Source organism: Haloferax massiliensis (assembly GCF_001368915.1).
GTDB lineage: Archaea > Halobacteriota > Halobacteria > Halobacteriales > Haloferacaceae > Haloferax > Haloferax massiliensis.
In genome coordinates this window covers 542,792-557,114 of record NZ_CSTE01000001.1, presented here as the reverse complement: position 1 = coordinate 557,114, position 14,323 = coordinate 542,792, and the positions used below count along the sequence as shown (strand labels likewise).

15 protein-coding genes and 1 tRNA gene are annotated in these 14,323 nt (G+C 68.0%); 10 read left to right on the top strand and 6 right to left on the bottom strand.

Features of this window, described 5'->3' with window-relative positions:
- Positions 1 to 237: 237 nt before the first annotated feature.
- The 3 genes from BN996_RS02670 to BN996_RS02655 all read left to right on the top strand — a co-directional run bounded on the left by BN996_RS02670 (position 238) and on the right by BN996_RS02655 (position 2,657).
- A complete protein-coding gene (locus BN996_RS02670; protein WP_089777048.1) occupies positions 238 to 552 on the top strand; it encodes a non-histone chromosomal MC1 family protein in 315 nt (104 codons plus the stop codon).
- A gap of 697 nt (positions 553 to 1,249) precedes the next feature.
- Positions 1,250 to 1,326, top strand: a tRNA-Cys gene (locus tag BN996_RS02665).
- A 476-nt stretch (positions 1,327 to 1,802) separates the two neighbouring features.
- A complete protein-coding gene (locus BN996_RS02655; RefSeq protein WP_089777046.1) occupies positions 1,803 to 2,657 on the top strand; it encodes a hypothetical protein in 855 nt (284 codons plus the stop codon).
- Positions 2,658 to 2,797: 140 nt separating this feature from the next.
- Here the strand turns inward: BN996_RS02655 and BN996_RS02650 are convergent, their stop codons facing one another.
- A complete protein-coding gene (locus BN996_RS02650) occupies positions 2,798 to 5,383 on the bottom strand; it encodes a heavy metal translocating P-type ATPase (protein ID WP_089777045.1) in 2,586 nt (861 codons plus the stop codon).
- Positions 5,384 to 5,524: 141 nt separating this feature from the next.
- On the bottom strand, positions 5,525 to 6,124 hold the full coding sequence (locus tag BN996_RS02645; protein WP_089777044.1) for an AsnC family transcriptional regulator: 600 nt from the start codon (positions 6,122 to 6,124) through the stop codon (positions 5,525 to 5,527).
- Between the two features lie 131 nt (positions 6,125 to 6,255).
- Between BN996_RS02645 and BN996_RS02640 the strand changes: the two genes are divergently transcribed.
- From BN996_RS02640 to BN996_RS02630, 3 genes are all read left to right on the top strand, one after another.
- Entirely contained in the window at positions 6,256 to 6,453 is a 198-nt protein-coding gene (locus BN996_RS02640) for a CopZ family metallochaperone (RefSeq protein WP_089777043.1), read from the top strand.
- Between the two features lie 136 nt (positions 6,454 to 6,589).
- Positions 6,590 to 6,772 (top strand): DUF8073 family membrane protein, encoded by a 183-nt coding sequence (locus BN996_RS02635; protein ID WP_089777042.1) that lies wholly within the window; start codon positions 6,590 to 6,592, stop codon positions 6,770 to 6,772.
- A 110-nt stretch (positions 6,773 to 6,882) separates the two neighbouring features.
- Positions 6,883 to 7,242, top strand: coding sequence for a DUF8062 family protein (locus BN996_RS02630; protein WP_089777041.1), 360 nt, complete (start codon positions 6,883 to 6,885; stop codon positions 7,240 to 7,242).
- A 21-nt stretch (positions 7,243 to 7,263) separates the two neighbouring features.
- Here the strand turns inward: BN996_RS02630 and BN996_RS02625 are convergent, their stop codons facing one another.
- Positions 7,264 to 7,911 carry a GNAT family N-acetyltransferase gene (locus BN996_RS02625; protein WP_089777040.1) on the bottom strand — a complete coding sequence of 216 codons (648 nt, stop codon included), beginning with the start codon at positions 7,909 to 7,911 and terminating at the stop codon, positions 7,264 to 7,266.
- Positions 7,912 to 8,034: 123 nt separating this feature from the next.
- On the opposite strand from BN996_RS02625, the gene BN996_RS02620 reads away from it, so the two are divergent.
- The 4 genes from BN996_RS02620 (at position 8,035) to BN996_RS02605 (ending at position 11,795) form a co-directional block, all read left to right on the top strand.
- Positions 8,035 to 8,571 carry a DoxX family membrane protein gene (locus tag BN996_RS02620; protein ID WP_089777039.1) on the top strand — a complete coding sequence of 179 codons (537 nt, stop codon included), beginning with the start codon at positions 8,035 to 8,037 and terminating at the stop codon, positions 8,569 to 8,571.
- A gap of 229 nt (positions 8,572 to 8,800) precedes the next feature.
- The gene (locus BN996_RS02615; protein ID WP_089777038.1) at positions 8,801 to 9,802 is read left to right on the top strand and encodes an FAD-dependent oxidoreductase; all 1,002 of its coding nucleotides are present in this window, start codon (positions 8,801 to 8,803) and stop codon (positions 9,800 to 9,802) included.
- Positions 9,799 to 10,914 (top strand): FecCD family ABC transporter permease, encoded by a 1,116-nt coding sequence (locus tag BN996_RS02610; protein ID WP_089777037.1) that lies wholly within the window; start codon positions 9,799 to 9,801, stop codon positions 10,912 to 10,914. Before BN996_RS02615 ends, BN996_RS02610 begins: the two co-directional genes overlap by 4 nt.
- Positions 10,914 to 11,795 (top strand): ABC transporter ATP-binding protein, encoded by an 882-nt coding sequence (locus BN996_RS02605; protein WP_193310920.1) that lies wholly within the window; start codon positions 10,914 to 10,916, stop codon positions 11,793 to 11,795. The genes BN996_RS02610 and BN996_RS02605 overlap by 1 nt, the downstream gene beginning before the upstream one ends.
- An 84-nt stretch (positions 11,796 to 11,879) precedes the next feature.
- Here the strand turns inward: BN996_RS02605 and BN996_RS02600 are convergent, their stop codons facing one another.
- The 3 genes from BN996_RS02600 to BN996_RS02590 all read right to left on the bottom strand — a co-directional run bounded on the left by BN996_RS02600 (position 11,880) and on the right by BN996_RS02590 (position 14,317).
- Positions 11,880 to 12,353, bottom strand: a complete 474-nt coding sequence (locus tag BN996_RS02600; RefSeq protein WP_089777036.1) for an FKBP-type peptidyl-prolyl cis-trans isomerase — start codon at positions 12,351 to 12,353, stop codon at positions 11,880 to 11,882.
- 63 nt (positions 12,354 to 12,416) lie between these two features.
- The gene (fer, locus tag BN996_RS02595; protein WP_089777035.1) at positions 12,417 to 13,181 is read right to left on the bottom strand and encodes a ferredoxin Fer; all 765 of its coding nucleotides are present in this window, start codon (positions 13,179 to 13,181) and stop codon (positions 12,417 to 12,419) included.
- 155 nt (positions 13,182 to 13,336) lie between these two features.
- Positions 13,337 to 14,317 carry a DUF7551 domain-containing protein gene (locus BN996_RS02590; protein ID WP_089777034.1) on the bottom strand — a complete coding sequence of 327 codons (981 nt, stop codon included), beginning with the start codon at positions 14,315 to 14,317 and terminating at the stop codon, positions 13,337 to 13,339.
- Between the last annotated feature and the right edge of the window lie 6 nt (positions 14,318 to 14,323).

Here is a 14,323-nt window from a genome sequence, read left to right as displayed (position 1 = left end):
CTGGGGGTCTATCCGTTGGTTCGCCGCAGGGGATACATAAGTGTTGTCTCCGTCTGCCCGTGGAGTGGTGATTTTCGCCGCAACCCGACCGTCTCACAGCGAAACTCGCCGCCGCCTCGGTGGGGTCGCCGGCGCGGCAAATCGGCCGGGTTTATAAGCAACACGGCGTCGTCGGTCGAAATCCGGCGATATATTTATCATGTGCCATGTGGTTCATTGGCATAGAGGTGGAAAATCATGGTACGCGAGGACGGTAAGCGGAACTTCGTGCTCCGAGAGGAGGACGGTACAGAGACGAGTGTGTTTTCCGGCAGCATGCCGAGACAAGCGGCGCTCAAGGCGGCCCGACGACTCGACCCCGCCGGGTCCGAGGACGAGGCGAAGTCGGACGCGGTCGAGATTCGACTTCGTGAGAAGGGGACCGACAAGGTCCACATCTTCGACGCGTGGGCGTGGAACAGCAGCGCCCCCGAGGACAAGCCCGGCTGGATGGAGGGGAAGATTACCAAGGGTAACGTCTCAAAGAAGGGGATCGAACACCTCGACGAGTAATCCGACCGACGTTCACATTCTTACCGTGCGTACGCACGCGTAGCAGCACAACCCGAGAGAGCAGTCGATACGCCTTTCAGACAGCGCCGCCAGCGTCTGCTTGCGCGACCGACACCCGGTCAGACCGAACGTACGACGCGGGGGATGACCGACCGGCCTCCAGTCGCGCGATATCTGTTCCTTCGAGAGTCATCGTTCCCGCCGACAGTCTGTCATCATCTTATGAGCAATCGCGGCATGAAACCGCATGACGAAGCGCCGCCGGTTCGACGGCCTTTTATGTAACCGTGCCATTCGGACTAATGCGAAGAAGCGCACGGGGGCACTCCCCCCGACGGCTTCCACCGAACGCCCGACCCCAAGGTCGTCAGGCGCTCACCGGGATGACACACCTTCCCGGGGGTCGCCACGATACGACGGCCTTAAGTGGTCCAAGGCATTTCGGATGAATGCGAACGACACACCGCGATTGCAGGGCGATTCAACGCGTCCTGCCTCTGGGAAATCCAGTTCGCCGCCCCCACTCATACAGAGCCCGCTGGACTTCGGTCCAGTGGGCTTTTTTCATTTACAGCGAGCGGACGTCCGCTCGCACGCACACACTCAGAGCGACCGCGTCGAGTCGAGACACCGAAAACGCCCGACTCAGGTCGCACACCGTCAGGCTTAAGCACAAGACCGGGATACCAGTAACTGCGCCAAGGTGGCAGAGTTCGGCCCAACGCATCCGCCTGCAGAGCGGAACCCCCGCCGGTTCAAATCCGGCCCTTGGCTTTTCGTTTCGGATGTTGCTCCCGTGAGCGCGCGTCCCGGAATCGAATCAGCGAGTGACGACGCTATCGCACGACTGTGCTTCGAGTGCGTCCGGCGCGGTCTTCCGCGCTCGAACCCGTCGGGGGGCGAAACCGCAGTCTCCACGGATCGCACGTTCACCTTCCCGAGAGTCATCTCTGCGGCGGCCGTGGTCGTCACCGAGCGCCGCCGCTCGTTCGTGGGTCCGTTCTTCACGTGACGCGGTCGCCCGCGCGCATCACTCATCCATCACGATGCGGTACTGTCGCGCGACTGGTCAGTAACTCGCGGAACGTCCGTTGGGCCGACAGATTCAACCCGTCTCGACGCTCCGGGACCGGGACCGCCCGCCCGTCCCGCCGTATTGAGGGTGAGAGTCGTCGCCGGCGGTCGCGCGACGCGGTGACACGCTCCGAGGAAAAGTAATCGTTATACGCCGCGTGGCCCATGCCGAAACCATGCAACGACGCGCCGCGGTCATCTCCGTCGTGTTCTTCCTGGTCATCGGTGCCGGTGCATACTCGCTCATCGCGACTGCATCGACGCCGTCGGTCAGTTTCGAGAACCCCGAGTACTCGCTGGCACAGGGAGACGAGTTCTCCGTCCCCGGTAGCGACCAGGCGTACACGGTATCGTCGATAACCGAAGAAGAGGAATCGGGCGGCCACGGTGGCGGCACCACGCTGGTCCGTTCCGGCGAGCTCACGTACGTGAACGATTCGGCCCGTTACACGGAGACGTGGGACAACGAGAGCACCGTCACGCTCGACGGCACGGACTACCGTGTCGAGATCGCCAACGTCTCCGAGCCCAGCGAGGCGACGCTGGTCGAACTGTACAACGAGACGGCGATTCTCCAGGCCGACTCGAACGCCGACAACGAGACCGTCACCCGTGACGGCGAGCGGTACGTCGTCGTCAACGACTCGACGCTCGTCTCGGTCGACGAGTACTTCCCGGAAAACGAGACGCGCACCGTCGCCGAGGGCGACTCCTTCGACTACAACAACCAGTCAGTCACCGTCGCCGCCGTCGAGACTTCCGGCGTGACCGTCGAGTGGTTCGCCCCCGAGGAGAACACCGTCACCGTCGACAACGAGGCGAACCTGACTCTCTCCGGACAGCAGTACCTCGCGTACTTCCCGGACGGCGAGACGCTCGTCCTGACGCAGAACTACGACAGCTATCAGACCCAGCTGTCCGAAATCGAGCACTTCCACGAGACGGAAAACGGCCTCTGGGGTGTCACCATCGTCTCGTTCACCACGGTCATCCTCCTCATCGGCATGGCGTTCCTCCCGTCGCGGTACTGAACGCCACGTCGGTCACCGTTTTTCGCGCGCGCTGCCCGCGTCGAGCCACGCGACTCCCATTCCGTTGGCGATAGCTGAACAGCGACCCGCGTATCTGGAACGCCGCAATCGCGAGGAGAAAAGCGAAGGCGGCGGACCGACTACCGCCGCAGGAAGTCGAGGAAGTGGTAGTCGTGGTCCGGCGTGTAGGTCCGAAACAGGAGGCTGTTCGTGAGGACGGACACCGACGACAGCGCCATCGCGCCCGCGGCGAACACCGGCTGGAGGAGGCCGAGCGACGCGAGCGGAATCATCGCGGTGTTGTAGCCGAGCGCCCAGAACAGGTTCTGTTTGATTTTGGCGAGCGTCCCCGCGGAGATGCGGATGGCCTTCACCACGTCGAGCGGGTCGTCGCGCATGAGCGTCACGTCGGCGGCCTCGATGGCCACGTCGGTGCCGGAGCCGAGCGCCGTGCCGACGTACGCGGCGGCGAGCGCGGGCGCGTCGTTGACGCCGTCGCCGACCATCATGACGCTCGTCCCGTCGACCTGCAGAGACTCGACCGCGTCGGCCTTGTCCTCGGGGAGGACGCCCGCGCTGACGTTCTCGGGGTCGATGCCGACCTGCTCGGCGACGGCGCGGGCGGTGCGCTCGTTGTCGCCGGTAATCATGTGGACGGTCACGTCGCGGTCGCGGAGCGCGGCGACGGCCTCGGCGGCCGACTCCTTGATTTCGTCCGCGTCGGCGACGACGCCCGCGAGGTCGCCGTCGACCGCGACGAGCATCGCGGTCTTGCCCTCGCCTTCGAGGTCGCGGAGCGCGTCTTCGGCCGGCGCGGGGTCGACGCCCGCCTCAGAGAGGAGTTTGCGGTTGCCGACGAGGACGGTCTTTCCCTCGACGGTCGCGCGAATCCCGTGGCCGGGAACGTTCTCGAAGTCCGCCGGCTCCGCGAGGTCGAGGCCGCGGTCTTCCGCACCGGAGACGATGGCGCGGGCCAGCGGGTGCTCGCTGTTGCGCTCGGCCGAGGCGGCGTACCGGAGCACGGCGTCCTCGTCGAGCGTCCCGTCGTCGGCGGTGACGACGCCGGAGCCGTCGGCGGCGGGGCCGACGGCGACCACGTCGGTCAGCGTCATCTCGCCTTTAGTGAGCGTGCCGGTCTTGTCGAAGACGACCGTCTCGACGTCCTTGACGCGTTCGAGCACGTCGCCGCCCTTGAACAGGACGCCGTTTTGCGCGCCGATTGTCGTCCCGACCATCGTCGCGGCCGGGGTCGCGAGGCCGAGCGCGCAGGGGCAGGCGATGAGCACGGCTGAGGCGAAGACGACGACGGCGAACTCGAACGTCGAGACCGCGCCGCCCGCGGCGACCGGACCGCCCGCGACGAGTCCCCAAAGCGGGAGCGACCGGATGAAGCCGGAAAGCGCCTCGGGGAAGAGGAACCAGACGACGCCCCACAGGAGGGCGTTGGCGATGACCGCGGGCACGAAGTACGCCGAGATGCGGTCGGCGAGGTTCTGAATCTCGGGTTGGCGGCCCTGCGCCTCCTTGACGAGCGAGACGATCTGCTGGATGGCCGTCTCGGAGCCGACCTTGGTCGCTTCGACCACGAGGACGCCGTTTTGGTTCACCGTCGAGCCGACGACCTCGTCGCCTTCGGCCTTCGAGACGGGGACGGACTCGCCGGTGACCATGGACTCGTCGACCGCGGAGTCGCCGTCGACGACGACGCCGTCGGTCGGAATCTTCTCGCCGGGGCGGACCTTCATGCGGTCGCCGACCTCGACCTCGTCGAGGGGAATCTCGCGTTCGGTCCCGTCGTCGTCGACGAGCGTCGCGGTGTCGGCTTCGAGTTCGAGGAGGGTCCGGAGCGCCTCCGACGCCTGTCCCTTCGAGCGCGCTTCGAGGTAGTTCCCGAGCGTGATGAACACCAAGATGAGCGCGGCGGTGTCGAAGTAGAGACTACCGGCGAGGAGGCCGCTGAGGACGGCAATCGAGTAGACGTACGCCGTGGACGACCCCATGGCGATGAGCACGTCCATGTTGGCGGTGCGGTTCCGGACGAGCGCCGTGTAGGAGTTCTCGTAGAACTCGCGGCCGAGGAAGACCTGCACCGGCGTGGCGAACGCGAAGCCGACCCAGCCGACCGGGACGCCGGTGCCGGGTATCGTCTCGGGGAGGCCGCCGCCGAACAGTTCGACCGCCAGCATCGCCAAAAGCGGGAGCGACAGCGCCGCGCCGAACAGCGTCAGGCGCTTCTGTCGACGAATCTCCTCGTTGCGGGCGGCGTCGCGGGCGTCCTCTGCGTCTCCCTCGTCGTCGCCGTCGTCTTCGCGAATCGGCGTGTAGCCGGCGTCTTCGACCGCCCGATACATGTCGTCGAGGCTCGCGTCGGCGGGGTTGTAGGTGACGTGCGCCTCGTCGGTGGCGAAGTTGACTTCGGCGGCGACGACGCCCGGAACCGACTCCAAGGACTTCCGGTTCGCGTCGGCGCAGTTCGCACAGCTCATCCCGGTGATGCCGATGGTTCGGGTCTCCGAGAGCGCCTCGTAGCCGGCGTCCTCGATGGCGTCGTATATTTCGCCGAGCGATACCTCCTCGGGGTCGTACTCCACCGACCCCTCGTCGGTGGCGAAGTTGACGCTGGCGCTCGTCACGCCGTCGAGCGCCTCCAACGCCTCGCCGACGGTGCGCGAGCAGTTCGCGCAACTCATTCCGCGGATGTCTAAATGGGCCGTTCGGCTACTCATCTCACCTAGACGTACGTGCCCCTTGCTTACCTCGGTTGCCCCTTCAGAACCGAACGTCCGAGAGGGGCGGAACTTTAGATTCGAAACCGGCGGGTTCGACGCTCGGTCGCCGCCAGCACCGCCCGACCGTCGCCCGCCCGCTCAGTCGTCGTTCGCGCCGGCTTCGAGGCGGTCGTATCGGTCTTCGAACCGGCCGAGACAGGACGAACAGCAGAAGTGGTAGAGCGACCCGCCGATGCGGGCGCTCTCGCCCTCGCTCGTCACCGTGTTGCCGCACTCGGCGCATTCGAGGGCGAAGCCGGTCCCGTTGACCGTCGGCGTCCACTCGGCGGACTCCACGAGGCTCACCTCGTAGTCGCGGACCCGCGAGAGGTCGACGAGCTCGTCCAACTGGGCGCGGACGGACCCTCCGTCGAGTCGGGCGTGGGCGGTCACTTCCCCGTCGGCCGCGACGAACAGGTGTTGGACCGGGTCGGCCGCGCGGAGGGCGTCGCGGACCTCGTCGACGAACTCCGGGCGGACGGTGAGCCTGACGAGGACGGGCGTCCCGCCCGAGAGCGTCGACTGGTCGAGGTCGACGGTGAAGCGGCGGATGATGCCCTCCTCGCTGAGGCGGTCGATGCGGTCGGAGACCGCCGGCGCGGAGAGTCCGACTTCGGCGGAGATGTCGCTGAACGGTCGGCGGGCGTCTTCGGCGAGGAGTTCGAGGATGTGGAGGTCGGTTTCGTCGAGCGCGCGCATGGTCACGTTTAGCACTGCGATGTCATAGGTGTTCCCCGCGTTCGGCTTTGGATTCGAAAGCCGACACCGGTGGTTCGGCGAACCGACGAAAGGGAAATCCACTAAATCGAGAAGCCCCTATCTCGAACCGTATGCCGACAACCCTCACCGTCACCGGGATGACCTGCGAACACTGCGAACAGCGCGTCGCCGACGCCCTCGCCGGCGTCGACGGCGTCGAGGACGCGACCGCCGACCGCGAGGCGGAGCGCGCGACCGTCGAAGGCGACGCCGACGCCGACGCCCTCGTCGCGGCCGTCGAAGACGCGGGCTACGACGCGAGCGCCTGAACCCGAGGCGACGACGGGCCGGACCCCGCGAGCGGGCTCGAACGATGAAGACTCGAAGAATCGGACGGCGCGACCGATAAGTCGGTTCGACGCGCCGACCTGAACGGTTTTAGCCGGCGACCCGCTACGCTCGACCATGCACGCGCGGTCGTGGGCGACCGTCCTGTTCGCGCTCGCCATCGGGCTCCTCCTCGCGCTCGGCGTCGTTCGACTCGCCGCCGGCGACACCGGGGACTTCGCTCGAAACGCCGGAATCGCCGCCCTACTAACCGTTTTCGCCGTCGCGCTGGTCAGAGACTGGGAGCCGACCGCGGAGTGAGACGGCGGGCGGCGAGTCGGAGTTGTGCCGGCTCCGCAGAAACTTGTCACACATCTGTCTTTCACTTCGGCTGTAGGCGGTTACAAGAGGCCGCGGCCCGAATCCAGTCTGTGTCTCCACCGAGCGACGACGACTTTCGCACGCACTCCCCCACCGCTCCGATAGACGACACGCCGACCGTCTCGTGTTCGCGCTGCGGCGAGGAGTGGGACCTCTCGTACGAACTGGACGAGCTACAGTTGGGAAACCAGTCGGTCGAACAGTTCGCGCTCGACCACCGCCGCCACACCGGCCACTTCCCGGACGACGTCTCGCCGTGGGTCGTCAGCTGTCGGCGGTGTCCCGACGGCGAGCAGTTCCTCTCCGAGGCCAGCGCGCGCCGGTGGGCCCGCACGCACGCCCGCCACACGCGACACGAGGTGTCGATGGACCACGCGGACGACGACGGGGTCGTCATCACGCCCGAGTGAGATTCGGCGGCGGCTGGTTCGTCACCGGCCCCGTCGCGTCGGTTCGTAATCGCCGCCCGCGTCGGTCGTCGGCCGCGCGGCCGGCGGGACCGGCGACCCCAGGTCGAGACGCATCTTCGTGTCCGCACTCGATGTGGGGACCTCCTCGAATCCGAGTACGCGGTAGACGTGGACGGCCCGCTGATTCTCGGGGGCGACGTGCAACACGAGCGCCTCGCGTTCGGCCTCCGCGGCGTCGGCGAGCGCGTGGCGACAGAGTTCGGTTCCGATGCCGCGGTCGTGGCTGTCCTGATGGACGAACACCGCAAGCTCCGGCTCCGGGTCGTCGCTCGCGACGTACGCGGCGTGGCCGACGATTCCCGCGTCGGCGACGGCGACGAAGTTGCGGCCGCGCTCGACGAGCGTCGAGAGCCACGCGGCGATGTGCGCCTCGTCCGCCGGCGGCAGTCCCATCGACCGAGCGTCGGGGTCGTAGTCGCGGTACATCTCTCCGAGGGCGTCCCGGTCGGCTTCGTCGTACAGGCGGACGACGAGCGCCCGGCCGTCCTCGCTGACGAACCGCGGGCACCGCGGGGGACAGTGCGGCGTCCCGGCGCAGCGACTCGCGTCCCAGACGCCGTCGGCACCGCTCGTGCCGTCGGCACCGGCTGAACTGTCCGCTTCTGCCATACCGAGAACGCGTGGCCACGACCCTTGAGGGCGGTCGCCGATTCCCAGATTCCGAGGACTCGAAAATCGGTCCGGGTTTATACCTTCCCGGCGGCCCACGCTTCACATGTGAGGTGACAGACGATGGCCGCAACCGGCGAAATCGAGATGCTGGGGAACCGGATGGAGTTCGACTACGCCGAGGGCGTCACCGGCTACGTGCTCGTGTTCGCCCGGCTCGTCACGGGGTACTGGTTCCTCCACGCGGGGGTGACGAAGTACCTCGCCGCCGAGCCGTTTAACGCGGGCGGCTGGCTCGTCAACGGCACCACCGGCGCACCCGGTCCGGTCCACGCGTTCCTCGCGTGGGTCGGCCAGACGCCGGTGATGCTCGAATTCACGAACTTCATGGTCCCGCTGGGCGAGACGCTCATCGGGTTCGCGCTCGTCACCGGGGCCGCGGTCCGCCTCGCCGCCGCCGGGGGGACGTTCCTCATGACGTTCTTCTACCTCGGCAACGCCGAGTGGGGTCACGGGCTGGTCAACGGCGACCTGCTGGGGCTCGTGATGTTCCTCGTCGTCGGCGCGCTCGCGGCGGGCCGCATCCTCGGCCTCGACGCGTACCTCGAAGAGATGGAGTTCGTCCGCCGTCGGCCCGCGCTCAAGTACCTCCTCGGTTGAGGGGGACGCCCCGGCCGCGTTCGCCGCCGTTTCTCTCGGCCGGTATCGTCGAATATTCGCGTTCGTGAGCCTTCCTCCGGGGTATTTCGAAGCGTGCCGGCACGTTTAGGAGTCCCTAAAATCCGAAAGTGGTTTATTGTATTAGGGACGCCTAAAACGTATGAACGAAGACGGAGTCGACTTCGACCACGCGTTTCGACGGGCTGTTCTCACGGGGGCGGTCTGAGCCGTGACCGCCCGAGGCACCGACTCCGACTCCGACCTCGACTCGGCGGACGTGGTCGTCGTCGGCGGGGGTCCCTCCGGATGCGCCGCGGCCGTCTTCACCGCGCGGTACGGCCTCGACACCGTCGTTTTCGACCGGGGCAACGCGGCCTTGCGTCGGTGTGCCTACCTCGAAAACTACCTCGGCTTCCCCGCCGGAATCGGCGTGGACACCTTCACCGCGCTCGTGCACGAACACCTCGCCGAGGTCGGCGCTGACTACGTCGCGGACATGGTCGTCTCGGTCGAGCGACCGGGCGACGAGAGTGAGGTCACGGACGCGAGCGAGGCCGAGTCGGACGCGGACGACGCCGACGCCCCCCGCTTCGTCGTCCGCACGCAGGAGGGTCGCCGGGTCGAGGCCGACCACGTCGTCGCCGCCGCGTGGTACGACGGCGACTACCTCCGCGGCCTCGACGACGACGACGCGATGTTCGAGGAACACGACCACCACGGCGAGGTCCACGAGCACTTCGATTCCGACTACGCCGACGACGACGGGCGGACCCCCGTCGAGGGACTGTACGTCGCCGCGCCCTCGGGCGCTCGGAACGCGCAGGTCGGCATCGCCGCCGGACAGGGCGGTCACGTCGCCCGGTGTCTCATCGAGGACCGCCGGCGCGAGCGGGGCTTCCCCGGCGACCTCGCGCGCCACTACGACTGGCTCCGCGCCGACACCGAGTTCCAAGGCGAGTGGGGCGACCGCGACCGCTGGCGCGAGTGGTTCGACGGCGAGGTGCCGGACGACGCCGACCTCGACGACGAGCGCCTCGCGGAACTCCGCGAGTCCTACATCGACCGGGCGTTCGACACCCGTCGGACCGACCGCGAAGTCGAGGCCGCGGAGTCCCGCGGTATCCGGCGACTCGTCGAGACAATCGGCACCGAACGCGTCCTCGACGCGCTTCCCGACGAGGCGCTCGCTGACTACCTCGACGGGCGCGAACTCGGAGGTGTCGAGCAGTGAGCGGGACGACGCCGACAGAGCGCTCGTCCGAGTCGGCGCTGACCCGGCTGTTCGGCTGGATCGACGGCTCGCTCCTGTCGCTTTGTCTCGCCAGCCTCGTCGTCGTCGTGGCCGGCGGCCTCGTGCAGGTCAGTTTCGGCGCGTTCTCGATGACCATCGGCGAGGCGTGGCGCGCCGTCTTCGACCCCGCGGTCATCTTCGACCCGCAAGTCTGGCAGGTGTTCCTCCTCGGGGGCGAACTCCCCGACCTCGGTCGCCGGACGCTCATCGTCTGGAACATCCGACTGCCGCGGGTGTTCGTCGCCGTCCTCGTCGGCGCGAACCTCGCGATTTCCGGCGCTATCTTTCAGGCGGTCACCCGGAACGAACTGGCCAGTCCCTTCATCCTCGGCGTCTCGTCGGGGGCGGGACTGCTCATCCTCCTCACGCTCGTCGTCTTCTCGGGGCTCGCGGCGTACCTCCCGCTTCTGGCGGCGCTCGGCGGGATGTTCGCGTTCGTCCTCGTCTACCTCATCGCGTGGAAGAACGGCACGTCGCCGGTCAGACTCGTCCTCGCGGGCGTCATCGTCGGCACCGTCTTCCAGAGCCTCCAGACGGGGCTGTTCTTCTTCGTCGACGACATCGGCGTCGTCCAGTCGGCCATCGCGTGGACGACCGGCTCCCTCACCGGAACCGACTGGGAGCAGGTCCGCATGGCCCTCCCGTGGTCGATTATCGCCGTCACCCTCGCGCTCGCGAGCTCTCGGCAGCTCAACGTCCTGCTCCTCGGCGAGCAGACCGCCCGCTCGCTCGGGATGTCCATCGAGAAGGTGCGGTTCGCCCTCTCGGGCGTCGCGGTCCTCGCGGCCGCGGCGAGCATCGCCGTCGCCGGCATCGTCGGCTTCGTCGGCCTCGTCGTCCCGCACCTCGTCCGGAACGTGGTCGGAAGCGATTACAAGCGCCTCGTCGTCGGCTGTCTGTTCGCCGGCCCGGCGCTGATGGTCGCCGCCGACGTGGGCGCGCGCCTCGCGCTCAATCCGGTTCAGCTCCCGGTCGGAGTCGTCACGGGCCTCGTCGGCGGGCCGTACTTCCTCTATCTCATGCGCAAACAGCAGAACATCGGTGAAGTGTGATGTCGAACCAGCAATCAGAGAACCCCCAACAGATGGCACAACACGGCGAAACGGCCGCTGACGACAGCGGAAACGCGAGCGTCGAAGGTGAGACCGACCGCGAGAGCGCGGTCACCGGCGACGCGCTCGAACTCTCGTACCCGACGAGCGAGGGCCCGGTCGTCGAGTGCGACCGCATCGACATCCCGCGCGGCGAAATCACGGCGCTCGTCGGGCCGAACGGCTCCGGCAAGAGTACGCTCCTGAAGTCGCTCGCCAAACAGCTCACCCCCGACAGCGGGAGCGTCTACCTCGACGGGAAGTCCATCAGCGAGTACGACGACAAGGCGTTCGCCCGCGAGTTGGGGATGCTCTCCCAGCAGCACGACTCGCCCACGTCGCTCACCGTCGAGGACCTCGTCTACCACGGCCGGTACCCCCACCGGAGCTTCTTCGAGCAGGTCAGCGACGACGACCACGAGGCGGTCGAGCGCGCCATCGACCTCGCGGGCGTCGAGCACATCCGCGACAAGCAGATCGGTAACCTCTCGGGCGGACAGAGCCAGCTCGCGTGGATCGCGATGGTGCTCGCACAGGACACCGACGTCCTCCTCCTCGACGAGCCGACGACGTACCTCGACTTGCACCACCAGCTCCGCGTGCTGGAGACGGTCCGCCAACTCAACGAGGAACGCGGCGTGACGGTCGCGGTCGTCCTCCACGACATCGCGCAGGCCGCGCGCTTCGCCGACTACCTCGTCGCCATGCAGGACGGCGAACTGTACGACTGGGGCCCGCCGCGAGAGGTCGTCACCGAGGAGCTCCTCGCCGACGTGTTCCGCGTCGAGGCCGCGGTCAACTACACGCCCGACCCCGAAATCGTCCCGAAGCACTCGCTGTAGCGGGTCGACGCTCTTTCTCGTCCGGACGCGACCCCGCCCGACGGACGGGTCGAGACGGCTCCGACCCGGCCCGGTCCCGAACCCCTACTGGACGGCGAGGATTTCGATGTCGAAGACGAGCGTCTTCCCCGCGAGTTCGTGGTTGAAGTCGACTTCGACCGCGTCGTCGCGGACGGCGGTAACGTCGCCGTGTAGCCCGTTTTCCGCGTGGACGTGGAGGCCGACCTCGGGCTCGTCGCCGACCATCCCCTCGAACGTCTCGGGGTCGTAGGTTCGGATTCGGTCGGGGTCGAACTCGCCGTAGGCGTCTTCCGGCGGGACGGTCACGGTCGCCTCCTCGCCGGCCGACATCCCGACGACGGCCTCGTCGAGCCCCGGAATAATCTGCCCCGCGCCGACGACGAACGTCTGGGGGGCGTAGTCGTCGCGGTCCTTCTCCTGGGCCTCGAACAGGCCGTGTTCGACCGCCACCTCGTACCGCGAGGTGTTGAAGACGGTCCCGTCTTCGAAGCGTCCGACGTACGCGAGCGCGACGCGGTCTCCCGACTCGATTGCCATAGCGGGGGTCGGCGGAGGACGCGCATAAAAGTCGTCATCGAGGCATCCCACCGGGGGTTCGCGTCAGTCCCCCGGACTCATCTTCCGGGCGTGCTGCGGGGGGAGTCGGAGCTCGTCGAGTCCGGGGAGGTGTTCGATGTTGTAGACGACCCGGAGGTCGTCCGTCACTGGGAGGCTGATACACGACAGCCGGACGCCCTGCTCCAGCATCTCCTCGGAGAGGATGTGGTTCGAGGGCATCTTCACCTCGCCGTCGACGACCGCCACCGCGCAGTTCGCACAGGCCCCGCCGCGGCAGGCGAAGGGCCAACTGTGGCCGGCGTCCTCGGCCGCTTTCAGGAGGTTGGTCCGCGGCTCGACGAACACCTCGCCGTAGGCGTCGCCGTCGAGGCCGCTCTCGGCGGCCTTCTCGAACAGGTCGTCGTCGGTGAGCGACCAGCCGCGGTCGGTGAGCACGTCGTAATCGAGGAACTCGACCCGCGCTCCACGCCGGTCGGGTTCGGGCTCCGAGTCGGCGTCGACGCCAGCGCCCTCGCCGCCGGTCCCGTTTTCGGCGTGGCCGTTCCGGGCGGCACCGGCGTCGTGCCGTCCGTTTCGGGCCGCACCCTCGTCGGTCGGGCGTCGGCCGTCCGTCTCGACGGGTTCGAGTTCGTCGCCGGGCTCGTAGCCGCCCCGAATCGCCTCGTAGGCCGTCCGAACCGCCTGAAATTCCTCCGCCGACCCGCCGTGGTCCGGGTGGGCCGACTTCACCCGTCGACGGTACGCGTCGACGAGTTCGTCCTCGTCTGCGTCCGGGTCGATGTCGAGCGTCTCGAACGGGGAGTCCACATCGGGGCTAGTAGGAACTCGCGAGCATAAATCCACGGCCACCGGCCGTCTCGTCGTGGTTTACTCCTCGAACCGCGGTGCGACCACTCGGCCGACCGCGGCCGCGAGCCGCGGCAGTGCCGGTCGCCTCGGCGCGAGCGCGGGACGAACGCGAGTCAGTCGGCGGTGCGCTCGTGGATGGGGACGCTCGCCAGTCCGACCGCGTTCGACGTCGCGGAGACCGAAAGCGTCGCGTGCCAGCCCCCCTCGGTCGGCGTGACGTGCAGGGAGACGGGCTTCCACGACGACGCCCGGCGGTAGAGTTCGACGACGACCGGCAGCACCGGGAGCCGGCCCTCGCGCGCCGAGAGGGCGTAGCCTTCGAGGGTCAGTTCCGTGGCCCTCGTCGTCGCGTCCGGGCCGGGTCGCCACGGCGAACAGGTGTACGATTCCACGAGGTCGAGCCGTTCCATCTCCGCCAGCGTCGCCGCCAGTGCCCCCGTGGAGCCGGGCCGCGACGCGAGGTACGAGGCGGCGCGTTCGAGCACGTCAGCCTGCTCGGCCGACCCGAGATGGACGTGGAGCGCGGTCGCCATGCTCTCCAACAGGCGCAGACAGAGGTCGTCCGCGCTGGCCATCGTCTCCGCGAGGTCGAAGTACGCGTCCATCACCGCGGTCTCGACCGCCCGGTGGCCGGCGTCCACGAGCGCCTCGAACACCGCCGCCGCGACCCGGTGACAGAACTCGACCCGCTCGGCGCGGTCGCCGCCGTCGGCGCACTCCGCGCGGCCGTCCGCGTCGGGTCCGAGGTCGCGGGGGGGTTTCGGGAGTCCGGGCGTCGCCCCGGCGGTCGCCCACCCCTCTGCGGTCGCGCCCGTGTTCGCACTCGCGCTCGCGCCGCCGAACCCCGGACGCTCCTCGTGCTCCGAGACGATGAGGTCGTAGTACGGGACGTTCGGGTCGTACCGCCGGAGGGCGGAGCGATATCTCCTCGCCGCGCGCGCGGCGGCCTCCGCGGTCGTGCGGTCCTCGAACCGGAGGCCGTCCACCGGAACGGGGCGTTCGCCGGTCCGTCCGCAGACGAGTTCGTAGCTCCCGTCGTCGCTCGCAAGCGATTCGATGTGGGTCCGAATCTGGGTGAGTGTCGTGCCGACCATGATGTG

Excerpts from the sequence above, each read along its gene's own strand:
- BN996_RS02670 (WP_089777048.1), top strand. The coding sequence starts at position 238 with ATGGTACGCGAGGACGGTAAGCGGAACTTCGTGCTCCGAGAGGAGGAC.
- BN996_RS02655 (WP_089777046.1), top strand. The coding sequence starts at position 1,803 with ATGCAACGACGCGCCGCGGTCATCTCCGTCGTGTTCTTCCTGGTCATC.
- BN996_RS02650 (WP_089777045.1), bottom strand. The coding sequence starts at position 5,383 with ATGAGTAGCCGAACGGCCCATTTAGACATCCGCGGAATGAGTTGCGCG.
- BN996_RS02645 (WP_089777044.1), bottom strand. The coding sequence starts at position 6,124 with ATGCGCGCGCTCGACGAAACCGACCTCCACATCCTCGAACTCCTCGCC.
- BN996_RS02640 (WP_089777043.1), top strand. The coding sequence starts at position 6,256 with ATGCCGACAACCCTCACCGTCACCGGGATGACCTGCGAACACTGCGAA.
- BN996_RS02635 (WP_089777042.1), top strand. The coding sequence starts at position 6,590 with ATGCACGCGCGGTCGTGGGCGACCGTCCTGTTCGCGCTCGCCATCGGG.
- BN996_RS02625 (WP_089777040.1), bottom strand. The coding sequence starts at position 7,911 with ATGGCAGAAGCGGACAGTTCAGCCGGTGCCGACGGCACGAGCGGTGCC.
- BN996_RS02620 (WP_089777039.1), top strand. The coding sequence starts at position 8,035 with ATGGCCGCAACCGGCGAAATCGAGATGCTGGGGAACCGGATGGAGTTC.
- BN996_RS02605 (WP_193310920.1), top strand. The coding sequence starts at position 10,914 with ATGTCGAACCAGCAATCAGAGAACCCCCAACAGATGGCACAACACGGC.
- BN996_RS02600 (WP_089777036.1), bottom strand. The coding sequence starts at position 12,353 with ATGGCAATCGAGTCGGGAGACCGCGTCGCGCTCGCGTACGTCGGACGC.
- BN996_RS02590 (WP_089777034.1), bottom strand. The coding sequence starts at position 14,317 with ATGGTCGGCACGACACTCACCCAGATTCGGACCCACATCGAATCGCTT.